The 17,886-nt window shown below is 42.9% G+C and carries 16 protein-coding genes; 13 read left to right on the top strand and 3 right to left on the bottom strand.

The window, feature by feature from the left end; all coding sequences use genetic code 11:
- Positions 1 to 32 precede the first annotated feature (32 nt).
- Both LZG71_RS04540 and LZG71_RS04535 read left to right on the top strand, forming a co-directional pair.
- Positions 33 to 1,451, top strand: a complete 1,419-nt coding sequence (locus LZG71_RS04540) for a CCA tRNA nucleotidyltransferase (protein ID WP_233817446.1) — start codon at positions 33 to 35, stop codon at positions 1,449 to 1,451.
- 97 nt (positions 1,452 to 1,548) lie between these two features.
- The gene (locus LZG71_RS04535; protein WP_233817444.1) at positions 1,549 to 1,749 is read left to right on the top strand and encodes a hypothetical protein; all 201 of its coding nucleotides are present in this window, start codon (positions 1,549 to 1,551) and stop codon (positions 1,747 to 1,749) included.
- Here LZG71_RS04535 and LZG71_RS04530 read toward each other — a convergent pair.
- Positions 1,746 to 3,041: a DUF2851 family protein gene (locus tag LZG71_RS04530; protein WP_233817442.1), complete on the bottom strand. Its 1,296-nt coding sequence runs from the start codon at positions 3,039 to 3,041 to the stop codon at positions 1,746 to 1,748. The genes LZG71_RS04535 and LZG71_RS04530 overlap by 4 nt on opposite strands.
- Positions 3,042 to 3,174: 133 nt before the next feature.
- Here LZG71_RS04530 and mtgA point away from each other — a divergent pair, with 133 nt between their 5' ends.
- The 7 genes from mtgA to LZG71_RS04495 all read left to right on the top strand — a co-directional run bounded on the left by mtgA (position 3,175) and on the right by LZG71_RS04495 (position 12,335).
- Positions 3,175 to 3,861 carry a monofunctional biosynthetic peptidoglycan transglycosylase gene (gene mtgA / locus LZG71_RS04525; RefSeq protein WP_233817440.1) on the top strand — a complete coding sequence of 229 codons (687 nt, stop codon included), beginning with the start codon at positions 3,175 to 3,177 and terminating at the stop codon, positions 3,859 to 3,861.
- A 90-nt stretch (positions 3,862 to 3,951) separates the two neighbouring features.
- Positions 3,952 to 4,701: an SDR family NAD(P)-dependent oxidoreductase gene (locus tag LZG71_RS04520; protein ID WP_233817438.1), complete on the top strand. Its 750-nt coding sequence runs from the start codon at positions 3,952 to 3,954 to the stop codon at positions 4,699 to 4,701.
- Between the two features lie 283 nt (positions 4,702 to 4,984).
- Positions 4,985 to 8,098 (top strand): SusC/RagA family TonB-linked outer membrane protein, encoded by a 3,114-nt coding sequence (locus LZG71_RS04515; RefSeq protein ID WP_233817436.1) that lies wholly within the window; start codon positions 4,985 to 4,987, stop codon positions 8,096 to 8,098.
- Between the two features lie 38 nt (positions 8,099 to 8,136).
- Positions 8,137 to 9,567, top strand: coding sequence for a SusD/RagB family nutrient-binding outer membrane lipoprotein (locus tag LZG71_RS04510; protein ID WP_233817434.1), 1,431 nt, complete (start codon positions 8,137 to 8,139; stop codon positions 9,565 to 9,567).
- 30 nt (positions 9,568 to 9,597) lie between these two features.
- Complete coding sequence (locus tag LZG71_RS04505) at positions 9,598 to 10,074, top strand: hypothetical protein (RefSeq protein ID WP_233817432.1); 477 nt, start codon at positions 9,598 to 9,600, stop codon at positions 10,072 to 10,074.
- A 309-nt stretch (positions 10,075 to 10,383) separates the two neighbouring features.
- Complete coding sequence (locus LZG71_RS04500; RefSeq protein WP_233817430.1) at positions 10,384 to 11,382, top strand: aldo/keto reductase; 999 nt, start codon at positions 10,384 to 10,386, stop codon at positions 11,380 to 11,382.
- Between the two features lie 56 nt (positions 11,383 to 11,438).
- Positions 11,439 to 12,335 (top strand): AraC family transcriptional regulator, encoded by an 897-nt coding sequence (locus LZG71_RS04495; RefSeq protein WP_233817427.1) that lies wholly within the window; start codon positions 11,439 to 11,441, stop codon positions 12,333 to 12,335.
- A gap of 205 nt (positions 12,336 to 12,540) precedes the next feature.
- Here LZG71_RS04495 and LZG71_RS04490 read toward each other — a convergent pair whose 3' ends face one another.
- Positions 12,541 to 12,963, bottom strand: coding sequence for a response regulator (locus LZG71_RS04490; RefSeq protein ID WP_233817426.1), 423 nt, complete (start codon positions 12,961 to 12,963; stop codon positions 12,541 to 12,543).
- A gap of 302 nt (positions 12,964 to 13,265) precedes the next feature.
- The gene (locus tag LZG71_RS04485; protein WP_233817424.1) at positions 13,266 to 13,466 is read right to left on the bottom strand and encodes a hypothetical protein; all 201 of its coding nucleotides are present in this window, start codon (positions 13,464 to 13,466) and stop codon (positions 13,266 to 13,268) included.
- 463 nt (positions 13,467 to 13,929) lie between these two features.
- Between LZG71_RS04485 and LZG71_RS04480 the strand changes: the two genes are divergently transcribed.
- The 4 genes from LZG71_RS04480 (at position 13,930) to LZG71_RS04465 (ending at position 17,857) form a co-directional block, all read left to right on the top strand.
- Positions 13,930 to 14,268 (top strand): potassium transporter KefB, encoded by a 339-nt coding sequence (locus LZG71_RS04480; RefSeq protein WP_233817422.1) that lies wholly within the window; start codon positions 13,930 to 13,932, stop codon positions 14,266 to 14,268.
- A 53-nt stretch (positions 14,269 to 14,321) separates the two neighbouring features.
- A complete protein-coding gene (locus LZG71_RS04475) occupies positions 14,322 to 15,569 on the top strand; it encodes a hypothetical protein (RefSeq protein WP_233817420.1) in 1,248 nt (415 codons plus the stop codon).
- A 358-nt stretch (positions 15,570 to 15,927) separates the two neighbouring features.
- Positions 15,928 to 16,857, top strand: a complete 930-nt coding sequence (locus tag LZG71_RS04470; protein WP_233817418.1) for an alpha/beta hydrolase — start codon at positions 15,928 to 15,930, stop codon at positions 16,855 to 16,857.
- Positions 16,844 to 17,857 (top strand): pectinesterase family protein, encoded by a 1,014-nt coding sequence (locus LZG71_RS04465; protein WP_233817416.1) that lies wholly within the window; start codon positions 16,844 to 16,846, stop codon positions 17,855 to 17,857. The genes LZG71_RS04470 and LZG71_RS04465 overlap by 14 nt, the downstream gene beginning before the upstream one ends.
- The last annotated feature ends 29 nt before the right edge of the window (positions 17,858 to 17,886 follow it).

Here is a 17,886-nt window from a genome sequence, read left to right as displayed (position 1 = left end):
CGTAAAGGAGAAGAAATTTATACCTTTGCGGCATGAATTTTAAAGAGCAGTTAATCCAATACCCTATTCTGGAAATCGTTGCACAGGCTTCCTCGAAGCTTGGTGTGGACGCATATATCATTGGCGGATTCGTTCGTGACCTGATATTGAAGAGGAACAGCAAGGATATTGATATTGTATCGATTGGAAGTGGAATTGAACTTGCTGAACTCGTTGCTTCTCAGCTGGGGCCGGATGTTCACGTAAGCATATATAAGACATTTGGAACCGCGCAAATCCGTCAGGGTGATCTGGAAATTGAATTTGTAGGAGCCAGAAAAGAGTCCTATAATCCTGATTCCCGCAAACCTGCTGTCGAAGACGGAACATTACAGGACGATCAGAACAGGCGTGATTTCAGCATCAATGCGATGGGGATCAGTCTGCATAAAAAAAACTTTGGAGAGCTTGTAGACCCATTCGACGGAGTTCGTGATCTCAGAAAAAAGATCATACGTACGCCGTTAGCACCAGACATTACTTTTTCCGACGACCCACTGCGGATGATGCGGGCAATACGTTTTGCTTCTCAGCTCAATTTTGATATTGAACCCGATACTTTTGATGCCATTGTGCAGATGAAAGATCGCATTGAGATTGTGTCCATGGAGAGAATTTCTGACGAACTCAACAAGATCATACTTTCGCCTACACCGTCGTACGGTTTCAAATTGCTTTATCACGCTGGGATTTTAGGTATCATTTTTCCTGAAATGGTGGAGTTACAGGGAGTTGAGACCAAGGATGGAAAAGGACACAAGGATAATTTTTACCACACCTTACAAGTACTTGATAATGTATCGCAACATACCGACGATCTCTGGCTCAGATGGGCGGCAATTTTGCATGACATTGCCAAACCGGCGACCAAGAAGTTTGACAAAAAAGTAGGCTGGTCGTTTCACAACCACGAAGAGATAGGAGCAAGAATGGTTCCGGTGATTTTCCGTCGGATGAAACTTCCGCTGAATGAGAAAATGAAGTTCGTTAAAAAGCTGGTACGTCTTCATTTGAGACCAATCGTGCTTTCCAAAGAACAGATTACCGATTCAGCCATGCGGCGTTTGCTGGTAGAAGCTGGTGAGGATATTGAGGCGCTTATGAAACTCTGCCGCGCTGACATCACTTCCAAAAACCCCGAAAAGGTAAAGCGCTTCCTGCATAATTTCGACATTGTGGAGCAGAAGCTCAAAGACCTTGAAGAGCGTGATACACTTCGTAATTTCCAGCCCGTTATTACCGGCGAGGTTATTATTGAAACCTTCGGGCTTAAACCATCGAAAGAGGTTGGCGTAATGAAAGAGATAATACGGGAAGCGATTCTGGAAGGAACGATCCCCAACGAATTCAACGCTGCTTTTGCATTTATGGTTGAGGAAGGGAAGAAAATGGGGTTGGTGCAGGTTGAGTAGTTTACACCTGAAATTTCCCTGTTCCAGTCATATTGTTCCAGCCGCTTGTATTTCATACTTTTGCAGTCCTAATTATCGGACAAATTATTATTCCCTCATGGAAGCTACACGTTTCAGACGTTTTTTTGGTGCTTTGCTTACGCTGCTTGGTATAGCCGTTTTACTTTTTGCCTGTGTTGCCTTTTTATCTGAAAAACCTGTTTTGGGTATGACAGTGACGAAATGGGAATCTGTTGTTCCGTTTTTGGTGGGCTCTGTATTTTTGTTGACGGGCGTAAATCTCGTGAGCCGCTCTTAACGTGACCGGATCAAAGACATTCCTACACTGCACTTCAAACATTGTTTTTGGGTGCAGTAACCGTTATACCGCTCTATCAGGGCCTGGGAGTCCGCGGCGGTTTTTACTTTCATTCCCAGTACTTCCCATTTACGTGTGATCTGATTATTCTCGGCGTGAATTTCTGAAAGCCATTTCATCGCTTTGTCGAGCAGTTCGGGTTGCTGGCGCTGTTTCGAATAAGCCACCAGCAAAGGTACAGCTGCGTTGATGATCAGTAAATTGGAAGCATCTTTACCCATAAACGGGACTTTTGTTTTTGATTTTTTGCCAAATAAAAAATGCGTTTGCCAATATTCGGACTGATGCAGGTTTAGCAACTGATGAAGCTGAGATACATCTTTGGTGCCTGTAAAAGTTGAAAATAATCCGTTGCTCTTGCTAATTAATACCGCCAATTGTGCGAGCCGGATGGTCGGGAAACCAGCGGGGCGCAACCGCATAAGTTTCCATTCGTGATGCTGCATTTGTGAAAGCTGATATTTCGCAGCCAGGAATTGAAATTCACGCCGCAGTTCACGAGGGTAAGCGCTTTCTTCCGTTATTTCTAAATCAGGTTTTATCTCGGGAATTAAACCCGCACAGCCAAACAGCAGCGCTTCCACCTGCAAGAGATTGTCTCTGTGTTTTAAAATTGTTTTTAGCGGGAGGATTTGGCTTAGTCTCAAAAATGCGGGATCGTTGAGCTTGAAACCAAAATGCTGGGTTAGCCACTGGTAGCTCGTTTCTTCCCAATCCTGATTATTTTCATTTAATAAGTCGATCACCAGTGAGCCTTTTCTGTAAAGGCGGTCGAGCAGGCTGCGATCCAGCATGGCGAGTTTGTGAATTTTGCTCACCTGATCAAATGATTTGGAACAGGGAATTTCGTCAGTCTCGCCAATCAGCTTGTTGTATCGCTCTATGACGGAGAGATGTACCAGACCTTTTAAAGTTAAGGTTGGGAGAAGTGAACCGTCTTTTCTGTATACAGGTTTATCATTTTCCCACACCACATGCAGTATTACCGTTTCATACGCATTGTCAGATTCATGCAGGTGCTGAAACCAGTCCGACGATTTGGTATGTATCTCGACGCTTCCCGCCCAGTTTACACCCGCTATGGTGACTCTTGATCCTGAAAAATCGGGACCGGCATTGGCATTTTTTAATCCCGGACGAACTACAGAAAGCAATTGCCCCTCATCTGTTTGCAGGCCGGACATTTCAAAATATTGGAAACGCCATATAAAACTGAGTATTTCTTCATTCATAGCATTCTGAAACAGAGTGTGAAGAAAAATAAGGCAGAGATTGATAACTATTTCTTTGCCTAAACCTGATTAGTTTCAGTTCTTTGTACGCTGTTTCGCACTTTAAGTATCTGTAAGGAAGAAAAATTATTTTATGCTCCGCCGTTTGTCGTTCATTGCCCTCAGAATCTTTATTTTATTTTTTGGTATTTCAATAGTTTGGGTCATCATACTTAAATTCTTGCCTGTTTGGATTACTCCTTATATGATCTCTTGTAAAATCAGCGCCATGAAAGCCGATGAAGACACTGAGATTCATCACGACTGGGAGCCTTATGAGAATATATCCAAGGAAGCTGCTTTGGCGGTGGTAGCCTCCGAAGATCAAAACTTTCCGAATCACTCGGGATTCGATTTTGATCAGATTTACGATGCCATGACCGAAGACCGGAAAAGGGCACGCGGAGCCAGCACGATATCGCAGCAGGTTGCAAAAAATGTGTTTCTATGGCATGGGAGAAGTTTTATCCGAAAAGGTCTGGAAGCTTACTTCACTGTTCTGATAGAGATTGTATGGGGAAAGGAACGCATTCTGGAAGTTTACCTCAATGTAGCCGAAATGGGAAAAATGACCTTTGGTGTGGAAGCTGCTTCACTGCGTTATTACAACAAATCGGCCAAACGCCTCACCCGAGCCGAAGCTGCCAGAATCGCAGCGGTTTTGCCTAATCCAATCCGGTTTTCGATTAAAAATCCGTCGGCATATGTGGTGAAACGCAGCGGACAAATATCCCGGCAAATGCGTGCCTTAGGAGGTCAACGATACATTGCTGATCTCTGATCACTTCCTAAACTGACCCTGGTCATATCAACACAATATAAAAGGCTTGATTTTTGTATTGATGTAGAACTTCAAATTAAATTTTTGGTCATGGGTATTTTATCAGGTAAAACGGCGATTGTTACAGGCGCTGGTTCGGGAATTGGACGTAGTGTTGCAGAGCTGTATGCACAGGAAGGTGCCAATGTGGTGGTATCCGATATAAATGAAAAAGAAGGAGGAGAAACCGTAAAGTTAATTATCGAAAAGGGTGGAGAGGCCACCTTCATAAAAGCAGATTCTTCGAGCCCTGCTGATAACGAGAAACTTGTTGCCGAAACCCTTGCCAAATACGGCGCTTTACATATAGCATGCAACAATGCGGGGATAGGCGGTCCAGCTGCCCCGACGGGTGAATATCCGGTCGAAGGCTGGGACAAAGTAATCGCTATCAATTTATCCGGTGTGTTTTATGGAATGCGTTATCAGATTCCGGCCATGCTGAAATCTGGTGGCGGAGCCATTGTTAATATGGCTTCCATATTGGGTAGCGTAGGTTTTGCCAACAGTGCTGCTTACGTAGCTGCCAAACACGGAGTGGTGGGAATGACCAAGAATATAGCACTGGAATACGGCACGCAGAATATCAGGGCCAATTCTGTGGGACCTGCATTTATTGCCACACCTTTGCTCAAAGATTTTGACGAGGCAACCATCAAATTTCTGGAATCCAAACATCCGATTGGTCGACTTGGAAAACCGGAAGAAGTTGCCGAGCTGGTACTGTTCCTAAGTTCGGATAAAGCGTCATTCATTACAGGATCCTATCATGCCGTTGATGGCGGATATCTGGCTCAGTAACATCATTATATATTTCGAAGCATTGCCAAAATGGCCGTTTGCAACAGCAGGCGGCCATTTTATATTTGGCATTAAAAAAGTGACTTGGAGTTACCTTTTAATAAGTTAGAGAATATCAATAAAATTTGATCTGTTTTAAATCTGGCAGTATTTACGGTTGTTGTGGTTACATATTGCGAAACTAAATATGCCATTTTGAGCATAATACTATTATTTTATTCAAACTAATTATTGCATATTTAAATATTGAAGTCATCAAAAAATATCAATTAACCAAATACTTATGATGAAAAAACTACTGCACACCCACATTTGGCTTGTGTTGCTCCTGGTGGTTTTCTGCACTCACACGCTTCTTGCCCAGCAGGTTATGGTGAGTGGTAAGGTAACCGAAGAATCGGGAGCAGAGATTCCTGGGGTGAACGTATCCATTAAAGGGACAGCACAGGGAACAACCACCGACGCACAAGGAAGCTACTCCTTAAATGCCGGCTCAGGCAGTACTTTGGTTTTTAGTTTTATTGGTTACAAAACGACAGAAGTCAAAGTTGGTAACCAAGGAATAATTAACGTAAGACTGGAATCGGATGTCTCCGTTTTGAACGAAGTGGTAGTTACCGCACTTGGACAGACACAGGAAAAACGTGCGCTCGGGTATTCGGTTCAGTCTGTGAGATCCGAAGAAATTAAGAACTCGGGAGATCCAAACGTGGTAGGCGCTTTGCAAGGGAAAATTGCCGGAGCTATTATTACAGGTTCAGGTGGAGCACCGGGATCTGGTGTTAACATTCTCCTTCGAGGAATAACATCCATCAGTGGCGATGCCAACAATCAGCCGCTTTTCGTGGTTGACGGAATCATCATCAGCAATGATACAAAAGGAGGAAATCCTTTGCCAAGCTCCGGTTCCAATGCATTCAACGCAAACGAACAGTTTGGGAACACCAACCGTGCAGCGGATATTAATCCTGATGATATAGAAGCAGTTTCTGTATTGAAAGGGCCAGCTGCTACTGCGCTTTACGGGCTTCGGGCGTCTAATGGAGCAGTAATTATCACCACAAAACGTGGGAAATCAGGAAAGCTTAACATTACCGTTTCGGCTTCTGCCGGAATGGACGTTCTGGGCAAATCGCCTGACATTCAGACCCGGTTTATTCAGGGAAGTTTTGGAGAGTTTATTTCACCAACAGAAAAAAGAGCCAGAACGCCATACCGTTCTCTCGGACCTTCCATCATTGGAAATACAACAGATCAGATATACGATAATTTCCGGGGTTTTTATAAGACTGGTTTCAGGACTAATAATAACATTTCTCTGACAAAAGGCAATGAAAAGGGTAACATCTACGTATCGCTTGGTCATAATTACCAAAGTGGAATTGTGCCTTCTACGGATTTTAGCAGGGCTTCCGGAAAGATTGCAGGGAGTTATAATCTTACAAAGAAACTCACTGCTTCGGCAACTTTCAATTACGTGAGATCGGGAGGAAAACGTCCACCCGCTGGTGACAAATCTATTTTCAGTGCATTGTCCTATTGGCCCAATACCTATGACGTCAATGATTACCTGAATGCGGATGGTTCGTACAAAAACCTGCTTCCAGGATTTACGGACAACCCGCGTTATCTGGTAGAAAAAAGTCCGCGTATCGACAAAGTAAACAGATACATTGCCGATGTGACTCTGGATTATAAAATAGCACATTGGCTTACTGCCAAATACCAGCTTACAATGGATACATACAACGAAAGAAGGAGTCGCCAGGTTGACAGTACTTTTGACGTAGGAACGGCTGTGAAAGGATTTTTGGTAAAAGAGGTCATCAATTTCAGAGAGGTTAACTCAAATCTTTATGTGACAGCCACAAAGCAGTTCAGCCCTTCGTGGAGCGGGTCATTGATGGTAGGTAACTCCGTGGTTGACAGTGAAACACCGGATAGTTACTGGGAAAGAGGAGAGCGGTGGAAGGCACCTTTTGGTAATGGTTTCGACAGTTATCTCAACTATCAGACGCGGCCTTATTCACCTGCACATTCCCGTATCGTAAGTTACTTTGCGGATGCCAAACTGAGCTATAAAGACATACTTTATCTGAACGTAACAGGAAGAAATGACAATGTATCTACACTGCCAAAAGCCAACAGGTCATTCTTTTATCCTTCATTCAGTGTAGGGTATGTGTTTACCGAGAATTTACCTAAAAATGATTTCTTATCATATGGTAAACTGCGGGCTTCATGGGCGCAGGTAGGGAAAGCGACTGTGCCATACGTGACTGGCGACTACTATGATGTAACATCCAATTTCCCTTTCGGGAATTCTGTTAAAGGTGTATTCCGCAGGGCAACTACTGCCGCGGAAGATTTGCAGCCGGAACGCACCACTTCGATGGAATTCGGTACGGAGCTTCGATTTTTCAAGAACCGGATCATGGTAGACGCTACTTATTTCACCATGGATAGTAAAAACCAGATTGTTCGTGCCCCGGTATCCAATGTTTCCGGCTACTCGTTTTACTATGCTAACCTTGGTCTGATCAGAAATCAGGGAGTTGAGCTTTTGATAAATGCAAAGGCCATTGAGACCAAAGATTTCTCATGGAATCTGGATCTTAACTTTTCCAAAATGTCTGGAAAGGTGTTGGAAATGCCGGAAGGAATTGAAGAAATCTCGTATTACGACAATGGAAGCAGAGGCGTTTTGAAAGTGGTAAAAGGAAGCAAAATAGGAGAGTTGTGGGGATTAGATTATCTGAGAGCTCCTGACGGTCAAAAGATTATTCAGTCTAACGGTTTCCCGCTTACAAGCATTGTTACAACGCCTTATGGTAATGCACTGCCGGATTTTACAGCCGGTTTGACCAATACATTCAGGTATAAAGGACTTGCTTTGTCATTGCTTTTTGAATGGAAAAAAGGCGGCGATGTGGTGGATTTAGGTGAAAGAAATGCGTTCAGAGCCGGATCCATTAAAGTGACAGAAACCAGAAATGAACGCGTGGTTTTCAAAGGAGTGGTAGAGCAGAAGAGTGCGGATGGTCAGGTAACGTACGTTCCGAATACCAGGGAAGTAGTGATAGACGATGCATTCTACAATCCGTCTACGGCCAGGTACATGGGTAACTCCGCTGAGTTTAATATTCAGGATGGTTCATGGCTGAGGCTGCGTACGGTAAGTCTGAATTACTCGTTGCCTAAATCAATACTTGCTAACTCAGCTTTTGAGGGAGTGAGATTCAGCGTTACAGGTACCAATCTTTTCCTGAGCACGCCATTCCGCGGCTATGATCCGGAGGCGCTTACTTTTGGCTCCGGTACCAACCTGATCGGTTTTGTAGGACGTAACAATCCATCAACGAGAAGTTTCCAGTTTGGAGTTACAGCTAACTTTTAACAGACCGGTAAATTAATATCGGTTTAAATCATTCAGCAATGAAAAGGATAAAATATATAAATGCATTATTTCTGGCTGTGCTGTTTTTGACAGTACCCGGATGCAGTAAGTTTCTGGATATTAATGTAGATCCGACTCTGACAGCCGATGCGACCATGCAGGAGCTTTTGCCAACGGCTGAGTTTTATACTGGTGAAGCCAGTTATTACCAGGCCTATGTTGTCTGCCAGTATGCACAGCAGCTAGGCAGTGCGCTAGGTGATAACGGAGCGGACAGTTATGCGGAAGCAGACAATACCCTGGGATGGTCCAACTTTTACTTATACGTGGTTCCTCAGTTAAAAACAATTCTTAAAAAGGCGGAAGCGGAAAATGCACCGATTTATACGGGAATTGCTAAAACGCTTTTAGCTTACAATTTAGGAATAGCCACAACCAACTGGGAGAATGTTCCGTACAAAGAAGCGGACAGCAAAGATTTTTCACCGACGTATGAAAGCCAGCAGGAAATATATACAACCATTCAGCAATTACTCGATGAGGCGATCATTGAACTGGCTAAGAATACAGGTACCAAACCAGCTGATGATGATCTGATGTACAAAGGCGATGTTGTAAAATGGACGAGGTTGGCGTATTCATTGAAGGCCCGCTATGCTTTGCATTTGTCAGGTAAAGACGCTCAGGGAGCTCAAAAAGCGCTTACTGCTTTGCAAAACGGAATGAAAAGCAATGACGATGATTTTCAGCTGCAGTACAACAGCAAAAACCTGAGTCCATGGTATAGCCGCGTGGCGCTTCCAAATACGACAAACAATCTTTCGGTAACTTTTGCCAATACACTGGTAGACATGATGAATGGAACAGTTCAGGGAATTGTCGACCCTAGAATCTCCAAAGTGCTTGCGTTAAGAAGTACGCAAACTGTCTACTCTGGTGTAATTCCAGGTACAGGCGCAGGTGCAACCGTGCAGCTTTCTGATCAGGCGTGGCATTCCAATATTAAATCACCGCTTGTTTTTATGACTTATTCAGAAACCAAGGCTATCGAGGCGGAAGCTCGCTTTCTTATAAATGGAGGTAACGCAAGTTCCGTGGGTACAACTGCGGAAGCTTATAATGCCTACAAAGCGATTGCATCTGAGAACATGAAGAAATTGGGAGTGACAGAGGCAGATATCAATGTTTATCTCAAAGCAGCGTCTGTGGATGTAGGAGCTACGAAGCTGACAATGAAACATGTGATCCAGGAAAAGTTTAAGTCGATGTTATTAATCGGCGATATCTGGACTGATATCCGTAAGTACGATTATCTCGACTTCCAAATGCCGACCAAACCCAATCCCGACCTACAGGGAAAACGGATTCAGCGCATGAAATACCCTGATACGGAGATAACCCGTAACTCCAAAACGGTGTTGGAAAATCAAAAGGATCCGGAAGTGAGCATGTGGATGTACACTAAATAATCTATTGTTCAGCTTTAAAATTTCATCAGAATGAAAAAGTATATAAAAGGTATTCTCGCTGTTTTGGCTCTTCTGACAACGCTGACGAGTTGTTATAAAGAACCTGATTTGTTTGAAGATCTTATTGATAGCAAGGGGAAGGTAGCGCAAATACCAGTGGTTTGGCTTGGAGAAACGAAGGTTTTCAATCCAGGAGGCGTTCTTCAACCCGGTGCAACAGTTGATGCGGGAAGCCAGGTTAAAGTTAATATTGAATACACTTCCGAAATCGGCGTAAAAGAGGTTAAAATCTATTCTGCTGCCACGGCGACAGGTACTCAAACTCTGGTATCTACAACCGCCGCGGGTGCCGAAAAGTACGATGCCGAATTACGTAATTATGTAATAAGTATTCCGGTGACTGCGCCTGCCGGAAAAAATGCAACGGTGGTCTTGTTTGCGGAAGTGATAACAGAAAACGGATTGGCTTCTTTGCAAAAGAATGTAACATTGCGAACGAACCCGTGAGCACATTGCGCTGAGCAGTTTGATTACAATAAATTTACCACCTGTTATTCGGTTAACAGGTGGTATTATTTTTGATGGAGACTGTAAATTAAACCCGGATTACGCAATAGGAATTTGGACGAAATATCATTTTGCAAAATTGGCGTGAACTTCGCTGTGATGGCAGGCCGGCTCCGAATATTTTACAGCCAATAAAGAACGCTTTTATGAATACGTTCCCTCAGTTTACATACGATTTGCCGCACTTTGCATACATCCGTTGTTTTCATCATGTCGAAATTTGCATCCTCAAACTTTTGTAGATTAGATATGAATAAGATGAAACTTGGAAGTCAGGGCCTGGAAGTGCCGGTGCTTGGTTTAGGTTGTATGGGTATGACTGGTTTTGAAGATGCTCATATGTATGGAGCTGCTGATGAAAAGGAGGCTATTGCCACCATCCATCGTTCCCTTGAACTGGGAGGCAACTTTCTGGACACGGCTGACCTGTACGGACCTTTAAAAAATGAGCAGCTGATAGCAAAAGCCATTGGCAATGATCGGGATAAGTATATTATCGCTACCAAATTTGGCTGGGAAATTGACGACAATAATAAAGTAACCTGGGCTATAAACGGGAAAAAGGATTATGTTAAAAAGGCTTTGGAGCGCTCACTCAAAAACCTTAAAACAGATTACATAGATCTGTATTACATGCATCGTCTGGACAAAAATACGCCGATAGAAGAAACCGTATTGGCTATGAGTGATCTTGTCAAGGAAGGAAAGGTCGGTTACATAGGGTTGTCGGAAGTTTCTTCGGAAACGATACGAAGGGCGCATGCGGTACATCCCGTAACGGCGGTCCAGAGTGAATACTCCCTGTTTGAGCGGACTGTGGAAGAACGTGGCATTCTCAATACCCTGAATGAATTGGGTATTGGCTTTGTTGCTTATTCTCCGCTGGGACGCGGGTTCCTTTCAGGGCAAATCCGCACAATAGATGATTTGCCGGAGAATGATTTCAGGCGCTCAATACCGCGTTTTCAGGAGGCTCATTTTTACAAAAATATCGAGCTGGTGAAGGCGATCGAGGTCATGGCAGAAGAAAAAAACATTACTGCTTCGCAACTGGCACTTGCCTGGATCATCAGCAAGGGAATGGTGGGGATTCCTGGTACCAAGCGCAGGAAATATCTGGAACAAAATATCGGCGCAGCGTCTGTTCAGTTAAGTGGTGCAGAACTCGCAGCATTGGAAAGTATTGTGCCGCTGGGTACCGACACAGGAAATTCTTATGATGAGTTTAGCATGGGTCTTATTGACTAATTTTACCAACGGCTGTGGTCTGTGATTGCAGCCGTTGCTTATTCCAAAATTAAATTATGAATGCTATAAAATCAATTTCTGAGTTTCATAGGCTACTGTGTTTACCTGAGCCCAGGCATCCGCTTGTGAGTGTTATTAATTTGGCAGAAAGCACATTTCTGGAAGACGATATCTGGAAGGGATTTGTAAACAGATTTTATTGCGTAGCATTAAAAAGAGATGCAAAAGGAAAGATCAGGTACGGGCAGCAGCACTACGATTACGACAAAGGTGTGCTAAGCTTTACGGCGCCTAATCAGGTGCAGCAGCTGGACTTACATACTACGGAATGTGGATCGGGTTATCTGCTTATCTTTCATCCCGATTTTCTCCTCAAACATTCGCTGGCATCGACGATACATACGTATGGATTTTTTTCCTACGCTGTAAATGAAGCATTGCATTTATCTGCACTGGAGGAAGAAGATCTCATCGGTATTCTTCTGAAAATTGACCGGGAATGCGAACGGATAGACATACACACGCAGGAGATTATTCTCTCCCATATAGAACTGTTGTTCAACTATTCGCGACGCTTTTACGAACGTCAGTTTATAACGCGGAAAAACAATAACCACCAGTTACTTGTCAGATTCGAACAATTGCTGGATCATTATTTTGATGATAATAATTCCGCTCAGCAGGGCCTGCTCACGGTTCAATACGTTGCAGAACTTATGAATCTTTCGCCCAGTTACCTGGGAGATTTGCTGCGGCTGCATACGGGGCAAAATACCCAGCAACACATTCATGAAAAGCTGATAGAAAAGGCAAAGGAGAAATTGTCTGCTACCAGTTTATCCGTAAGCGAGATTGCATACGCACTTGGTTTTGAGCATGCGCAATCGTTCAGTACGCTCTTTAAAAAGAAAACGCAGATGTCCCCGCTGGAATTCAGGCAGTCTTTCAACTGAGATAGCTGGTTAACAAAGTTGCAGCAAACTGACTTCAATGATGCTTATTGTGATTTAGCTGAATGCCGGACTCTTTGCTGACATATCCGTTATCAATATTGCTGCAAATTGTATTTCAGCTTAAAAGATGGTAAGAAAAGGAATGCTGCTGTTATCAACTCCAAAGTGCGGTAGTGGCCATAATGTAGGATGCGATTTCTTAAATTTAAAAATTATTGGGAGCAGCACACATCCGCCAGTATTCTATCATTACCCTGATGGTTTCTTTGGTTTCATCAAAACCGCTGGGCTTCACAAAAAATCCTTGCGCAGATGTGCTGTAAGCGTCAATTACTGCACGCTGATTTATTGCTGTTGTAAAATATACATACGGTATGCATTTGAGACTAAGTTCAGCATCGGTCTGAACTTTCTGCCGGAGTTCCAATCCATTCAGTTTGGGTAAATTTATATCTGAAATGATGATGAATGGACGATCCGGGGTAGAATGAAGATACTCCAGTGCCGATAATCCATCAAGAAAATACATTCTTTCATTTGTGTACCCCAATTCTTTAAAAACTTCTTCCAGTAAAAACTGATCATCTACGTCGTCTTCGATGATTACAATTGTTCCGTTTTTATCCATGAAAATAAAATATCAATGTCTCGAGGAGGTTTAAATAATAATGCCATTGGCAAAATTTAAACCAAATAATTTAAAAAAAATCAGAAGTTATTGGGGGCGGCGCATCTGGTCCAATATTCCATAATGACCCGAATGGTTAGCTCCAATTGATGGAAGGAGTTCTGCTTGATAAAAAATCCCTGTGCCGACATGCTATATGCATCAATCACCATTTTCTGATTCATTGCTGTGGAAAAGAATAGATAGGGTATACATTTGAGTTGCAATGCGGCGTCTGTATGTAATTTTTCTCTGAGTTGAAATCAATCCAACTTGGGCATATTTACATCGGACAGTATCAAAAAAGGTACAGTATCTGTCTTATACAGATAATCCAGTGCCTCCTGACCATCCGGAAAATATACTCTTTTATTTGGGTAGTTGAGAGAAGAAAAGACCTCTTCCAGTAGAAATCGGTCATCGGCATCATCTTCAATAATGACAATTTCGCCTTTCTTATTCATAGCGCCAACATTTAAGGGAAAAGTCGGCCTATGATACATTGCGCCAACGTAGTCAAATATAACCTTAATATCGTTAGTAACCTTTCTGTCTGGGGTAATAGAATATCTATTGAAGATATAGGGATAGTTCTATGCGATCATAAAATGTATAGTTAAAGTGAGTGTGTTCTGGTGTGAATGACAAAAGATGAAATTGCTTTGCCGGATTCATTAAAGTGTTGAGGCACGTACGAATAAACGCCACCTACAGATAGGAATTCAACATTGAACCTCTTTCCAGATAAAAATCTTCCATTTCGTTTGGAGAATACGATTTTTAATCATTTACTTTGCATTACAAAGTACTTTCAAAATATGATTAATCAGGATTAAATACTTCAAAAATGGAGACTGGTTTTGCTAATCCTGATTAATTCCCGAAAGCTTTGAAACATTGTAAAAACAACCTTTTAAACAAAACACCATGACACAGCAGCAAGGATTATCCACCGAGCCACTTCATTCCGCATCAGTAGCCAAACGTATGTTGCAAGGCGCAGGCGTCGCCCTGGTTCTGATCTCAATTTTTCTTTTTCCTATTGATGACGCAAATCCCGCATGGGGAAAATGGTGGATGATCCGTCCGCTACTCATGGTTCCGGCAGCGGGTGCAATGGGTGGTGTATTTTATTATGTCATGGATCATCTGCGGTATCAAGGTGGCTGGAAAAAGGCGGCTGCTTATCTGATAAGCCTTTTGGGATACATCGTTGCTCTTTGGCTTGGGACAGTGCTGGGGCTAAATGGTACCTTGTGGAATTAAAGATCCTGATTTTTTCATAAATTATAAGACCGAAACATTGAAACTATAAGCACATGAAAGACGATATAATTGCCCACTTGCAAGACGCCCGGCAGCTTGAAAAGTTGTACCGCGGCGATAAGACTGGTTTTAAACGGGAGTTCGGCGAGTTGTATTCGCAACTCAAAGGAAATGCAATCGCAGACTTTTGGAACGAAAGACTGAATTACGAAAGTGATGAGATCAATTGGGGTAGTGGCAAAGAACTTATTTTTGTGATTATTGCCGCGTTTATTGCAGGGTTAATCGCAAAAATTCCAGCCATTTTTTCTGTTAATGAAGAGTTCTTTTACCCGAGAAATATAGGCTTCATCGTTTTTCCGGCACTGATGACCTATTTCGCCTGGAAGAATAATTTGGCGATTGCAAAAATTGCTTTGATTGCTGCTTTTAGCCTGATCGGCCTTGTTTTCATCAATGTCGCTTTTCCTGATGTTAAGGAAACAGATACAATGGTTTTATCCTGCATTCATTTGGTCTTGTTTCTCTGGGCCCTGTTGGGTTTTACTTTTGTAGAAGGAAAGATAAACAGCGTAGATAAACGGCTGGATTATTTGAAATACAATGGCGATCTGATTGTAATAACAGCGCTAATCCTGATTTCGGGCGGTATCATGAGCGGACTTACAGTTAACCTTTTTCAGGTAATTGGCCTTGATATCGTTCCTTTCTATTCCAAATATGTAGTCGTTTTTGGGTTGGCTGCGGTACCGCTTGTAGGTACTTATCTTACACAAACGAACCCTCAGCTGGTAGGAAAAGTATCACCCGTAATAGCCCGCATTTTCAGTCCGCTGGTATTGGTGATGTTAGTAATTTATCTGGTTGCTATGTTTTTTTCTGGCAAGGATCCATATACCGACCGTGAATTTCTATTGATTTTTAACGCCTTGCTGGTTGGAGTGATGGCAATTATTTTCTTCTCCGTAGCTGAATCGTCGAAGACCACAAAAAGCAAAGCGGAGATCTGGGTATTACTGCTTTTATCAGCCGTGACCATTGTGGTCAATAGCATTGCGCTTTCAGCAATTTTATTCCGGATTTCAGAATGGGGGATAACGCCAAACAGAGCGGCGGTTTTGGGAGGTAATATGTTGATCCTGATTAACCTGCTCCTGGTAACAGCCAAACTTTTCAAAGTTGTTTCCAAAAAGGCAGACCTTGGCGAAGTAGGAAAAACGATCTCCTCTTTTCTACCCATTTACACCTTATGGACCGTGATCGTAACATTTTTGTTCCCGTTTATTTTTGGGTTTAAATAAAGCATATCTAAGTTGAACAAGGCAGCTGTTTCCATTTTGGGAATAGCTGTTTTTGTTTAAAATAAAAGTCTCTTCAAAAATTTCCTGATGCTCAAAATTTTACTTGCATGCTTAAAAAACTCACTAATAAAAACTGTTTTTGGGAGCACACCGGCCAACCTGTTTACTGTAAACTAAAAACTCCGAACTAAAAACTTCCCCTAACACCACCGCTTCGGCACTATCCATTTTGCATCATTCAAATAAATATTAAAATTTTTTGCGGTCAACAGGGTGGTTGCGTGACTGTATTATTGTCGTCTTTCTATTATTGCAGGTCGCGACAGTTGAGCATTCTCAGGCATGAATCCATTTTGGTGTGAAACATTTTATCAAAACAGCATTCTGTTTATTTCTTACAATTTTTTTATCCGGACACGGCTCGGCGCAGGAGCTTATCCATTTGTGGCCAAAAGGTAAAATGCCTAATTCCAAGGGGCTGAACGTGAAGGATAGTGTGAATAATGAACGCTTATTTGCGGTTACCAATCCACGTATTCATGCTTTTTTTACTTCTGTTCAGGAAAACAAAAGAGCAGCTGTACTGATTATTCCGGGCGGAGGTTACCATCACTTGTCTTTTAATATCAGTGGTTATCAGCTTGCGAAGTGGTTTAATACGATGGGAATCAGTGCATTCGTTCTCGACCATCGCCTGCCACTTTCGCCAGATCTGACAGAACGCGAAAAGGCACCGATTCAGGATGCGCAGCGAGCCATGCGTCTGATACGTGCGAATGTTGCCAGATGGGGAATTGATACCAATAAAGTTGGTGTGTTGGGTTCGTCGGCAGGAGGACATCTTGCTGCAACGCTCGGAACTTTTAAAACAGATTTTTCAAAGATTAAGGACAGTCTGGATCAATACACTTTCCGTCCAGATTTCATGGTTCTGATTTCGCCTGTTATTGATCTGGGTAAATATGCGCATACCGGTAGCCGGGACAATCTGCTCGGGCCGAAACCATCGGAAGCATTGCTCAAACAGTATTCACTTCAATATCAGGTGACCAAATCCACTCCGCCGTCTTTCCTGGCTCATGCATTTAATGACAAAGCGGTTTCGCCTCAAAACAGCATGCTTTTTTACCAGGCATTGCTCGACAATCAGATTCCTTCCAGTTTACATATTTTCAATCAGGGCGGCCATGCCATTGCACTCAGAAACAATCCGGGATCAACCAATCTCTGGACGGCTGTTTGTGAAAAATGGCTTACAGAAATCGGAATTATCAATGAAAACAAATAAATCGATGATGCTTAAAAAACTAAGCTGCCTGCTTGTGTGGCTTTTGGTATGCACGGCCGTTCAGGCACAGGTTCAGGTTGTTGAACAAAAATTTACCGTGGCTCAGGACGGCAGCGGCGATTACAAAACCATTCAGGAAGCGGTGAACGCGGTGCGGGATCACTCGGAGATCAAAGCCGTTATCAATATTAAAAACGGGACATATAAGGAAAAGCTGGTGATTCCGGCCTGGAAAAAGAACATTGCCCTTTTAGGAGAGAGCAAGGAAGGGACAATCATTACAGGAAACGATTATTCGGGAAAGGATTTGCCAGCAAAGGATTTTACCCAAAATACTAAATACAGTACCTACACTTCTTACACGGTTCTGGTTCAGGCAAGTGACTGTATTCTGCAAAACCTGACGATTGAAAACACGGCCGGCAAAGTTGGACAGGCCGTTGCGTTAGCGACCGAGGCCGACAGAATTGTTGTGAGCAACTGCAATATTTTGGGGAATCAGGATACATTGTATACTTCCAAAGACGGCTGTATCTACTTCAAGGATTGCTACATCACCGGAACCACCGATTTTATCTTTGGTGAAGCAACAGCTGTTTTCAGTAATTGCGTTATCAAAAGTCTGGCAGATTCCTACATCACAGCCGCATCAACAAGCCAGAAACAGGCATTTGGATATGTCTTTTTCAATTGCAAACTCATTGCATCCGACGATGCGAAAAAGGTTTACCTGGGAAGGCCATGGCGTCCGTATTGTCAGACCGTTTTCATAGATACGGAAATGGGGGCACATATTTTGCCGGCAGGATGGGATCCGTGGAAAGGGGACAAAATGTTTCCTGAAAAAGAGAAAACAACCTACTATGCGGAATACAACAGCTCTGGTCCGGGAGCAAGCCCAAAAACCAGAGTTGGCTGGTCGAAACAGTTGACAAAGGCTGAAAGAGCGAAGTATACACTAGAAAATATTTTTTCCGGCTGGACTCCCAAAACACTGTGATTCTGAACCGACCACAAAATTAACTTCTG

It is taken from the genome of Dyadobacter sp. CY312 (genome assembly GCF_021390535.1).
Taxonomy (GTDB): Bacteria; Bacteroidota; Bacteroidia; order Cytophagales; family Spirosomataceae; genus Dyadobacter.
Note: the sequence above shows the minus strand (reverse complement) of the source record. Positions and strands in the feature narration are given on the sequence as shown.